This window comes from Gluconobacter sp. P5H9_a (assembly GCF_018812085.1).
Lineage (GTDB): Bacteria > Pseudomonadota > Alphaproteobacteria > Acetobacterales > Acetobacteraceae > Gluconobacter.
In genome coordinates this window covers 1-800 of sequence record NZ_JACRVW010000045.1, presented here as the reverse complement: position 1 = coordinate 800, position 800 = coordinate 1, and the positions used below count along the sequence as shown (strand labels likewise).

2 protein-coding genes are annotated in these 800 nt (G+C 50.8%); both read right to left on the bottom strand.

Annotated elements, in window-relative coordinates; genetic code table 11:
* Positions 1 to 76: 76 nt before the first annotated feature.
* Positions 77 to 355, bottom strand: a complete 279-nt coding sequence (locus KP708_RS15385) for a type II toxin-antitoxin system RelE/ParE family toxin (RefSeq protein ID WP_371823800.1) — start codon at positions 353 to 355, stop codon at positions 77 to 79.
* Positions 356 to 357: 2 nt separating this feature from the next.
* On the bottom strand, positions 358 to 537 hold the full coding sequence (locus tag KP708_RS15380) for a CopG family transcriptional regulator (protein ID WP_228121443.1): 180 nt from the start codon (positions 535 to 537) through the stop codon (positions 358 to 360).
* Positions 538 to 800: the final 263 nt, after the last annotated feature.

Sequence of the window (800 nt, the reverse complement as noted above, 5' to 3'; positions counted from 1 at the left end):
CCCCCATAGGAACTGCCTCCTATTTTCGTAGGCATAACTCAGCCCCAGTACACACAACTCGATACTCGTTAGCGTGCTATCCGTCTTGAGAACTGTCCCAGCTGCGCAGGATTTCGACCGTTGAATCTGCGATGCGATCGACGATTACATACGGCCAGCAGGACACCAGTTCTCGCGTGCCAGGGACAAGGCCCGGTCGGCCTCGTTCCGGTAGATATTCGAGACGGTCACAGGCTGCGACTATCTGAATAGCAACACGGCTTGCTGCTGCGGGGTTTTCTTCCCCTATGTGATTTCTAATACTTTGGAGGTCATCGACCGCTGGATCGGTAATATCAACGATGAAATTTTGCACGATTACCCGCGCTGTGGTGCAGGTTTTTCGTGTTCCGTACCCCAAGAGAGGAGCCAGTTACGCACCTCAGAATAGGGACGCTTGCGCCCTTCATCTGCGGCGCGGATTCCGTCTCGAACGGCGTCAGCAAAAGCTGTCGTCTCGGCGTCGTCATGCTGGACAATCGGGTGTGCGCTCATCATGCCGCTCCTGTCGCTCAATCAAGTTCAGACATTGATACTACCGGAAAACGGTAGTTTTAGCCGCTAAAATTTCTTTGCTTCATGAGCAGACAGAATAATCAGAAAAAAACATTGGTGCAGACCCAGAGCGAATGCAGCGCGCTAGCGCCGCAGGCTGCTCAGGTATAAATATTACTCGGATTTAGAATATACCTTAGGATCAAATCGGTCTCTATAATCTTGAGTAAAAGCTTGGCCTATACCATTTAATCTTGAGTCTAGTG

Bases quoted from the DNA above. Each gene is read 5' to 3' on its own strand.
- KP708_RS15380 (WP_228121443.1), bottom strand. From the start codon at position 537: ATGATGAGCGCACACCCGATTGTCCAGCATGACGACGCCGAGACGACA.